Raw genomic sequence first — 1523 nt, 5'->3', positions numbered from 1 at the left:
TACGACAGCAGTAGTTCGAGATCGTTCACGCTGAGTGATATCGCGCATGCGAACGGCCGCCTCTAAGATCAAGATCTTGTGACAAACCATGATCAAGAGACGGCCGCAGCCGCAATCGTAGACCCCGAACTGCTGGAACGGAAGTTCACCGAGCTGACCAGCGCGATCGCGGGCACATTCGGACGGGTCGAAACCCGCAAGGCCGCGACCGGCTACCTACGCGGCCTGCTGTCGGAGATCCCCCGTAAAACCTGCTGGGACCTGGGCAAACACGCCGGATACGAGACGCCGGACGTGATGCAGCGGCTGCTGGCACGCGCCGTGTGGGACGAGGACGCCGTCCGCGACGCGGTCCGCCGCTACGTGATCGACCACCTGGCAGACCCCGATGCGGTACTGGTTCTCGACGAGACCGGCCAGGAGAAGAAAGGCACCGCCACCTGCGGAGTCGGTCGCCAATACACCGGCACCGCCGGCAAGGTCACCAACTGCATCGTCGCCGTCTACGCCACCTACGCCAGCCCTCACGGCCACGCCCTGATCGACACCGAACTGTACGTGCAGCGCACGTACGCCGGCCAACCGGCGACGCGGGAGGCGATGGGCCTGCCCGACGACTGGGCCTTCGCGACGAAACCCCAGCTCGCGCAGCGGATCGCGGCCCGCGTACTAGCCGCGGGTGTGCAACTGTCCTGGGTGGCAGGCGATGAGGTGTACGGCCGCGACCCCAAGCTGCGTGCCTTCCTGGAACAGCGGCAGGCCGGGTATGTGCTGGCGGTCGGTGTCGACTTCCGCGTGCCCACGGCGGCCGGCCCGCACCGCGCCGACTACCTGGCCAAACTCATCCCCGCTCAGGCGTGGGAGCGGCGCTCGTGCGGCGCGGGATCCAAGGGGCCGCGCGTCTATGACTGGGCAATGGTCGCCACGAGCAGCCCCCGCCATGTGCTGTTGATCCGGCGTTCGGTCAGCAAGCCTTCTGAGCTGGCGTTCTTCTACTGCCACGTGCCCGAGGGCCGCCCGTTGACGTTACCGATCCTGGCCAAGATCGCAGGAGTCCGGTGGGCGGTGGAGGAGGATTTCCAGCAGTCCAAGGGGCAGGTCGGCCTCGACCACACCCAGGTCCGCCGGTACCGCTCCTGGCGGCGGCACGTCATCTTGGCGATGGCCGCGCTCGCGGTCCTGGCCGTCGTCGTCGCGGTCGAGCGTCGCAGCCACCCCGCCCCCGTCGTGCCACGGACCAGCACCGACGCCCCACCCGACGACTACGGGCTCATCGCGCTGACCGTGCCCGAGATTCGCCGCCTGCTCACCGTGTTCACCCAGGTCAGCACCGTCGTGACACCACGGATGGCCGCCCTGCGACGCGAGTTCGAACTGCGCTGGAGCGAGTGGCGACGCCGCCACCAGGCCCGCGCCCGCTGGTACCACCACCGCAAACGCCTCGCAGCGGCATAACCCCAGCTCACAGCATCAGATGCTGCTCGTGGAAGCGGAGGACCAGATCACAAAGTACGGCTGTCGTA

The 1523-nt window shown here is 67.7% G+C and carries 1 protein-coding gene; it reads left to right on the top strand.

Annotation, left to right across the window (positions count from 1 at the left end; all coding sequences use genetic code 11):
- The first annotated feature begins 129 nt into the window (after nucleotides 1-129).
- Nucleotides 130-1455, top strand: a complete 1326-nt coding sequence (locus Mth01_RS29265) for an IS701 family transposase (RefSeq protein ID WP_456154387.1) — start codon at nucleotides 130-132, stop codon at nucleotides 1453-1455.
- The last annotated feature ends 68 nt before the right edge of the window (nucleotides 1456-1523 follow it).

It is taken from the genome of Sphaerimonospora thailandensis, assembly GCF_016863115.1.
Taxonomy (GTDB): domain Bacteria; phylum Actinomycetota; class Actinomycetes; order Streptosporangiales; family Streptosporangiaceae; genus Sphaerimonospora; species Sphaerimonospora cavernae.
Note: the sequence above shows the minus strand (reverse complement) of the source record. Positions and strands in the feature narration are given on the sequence as shown.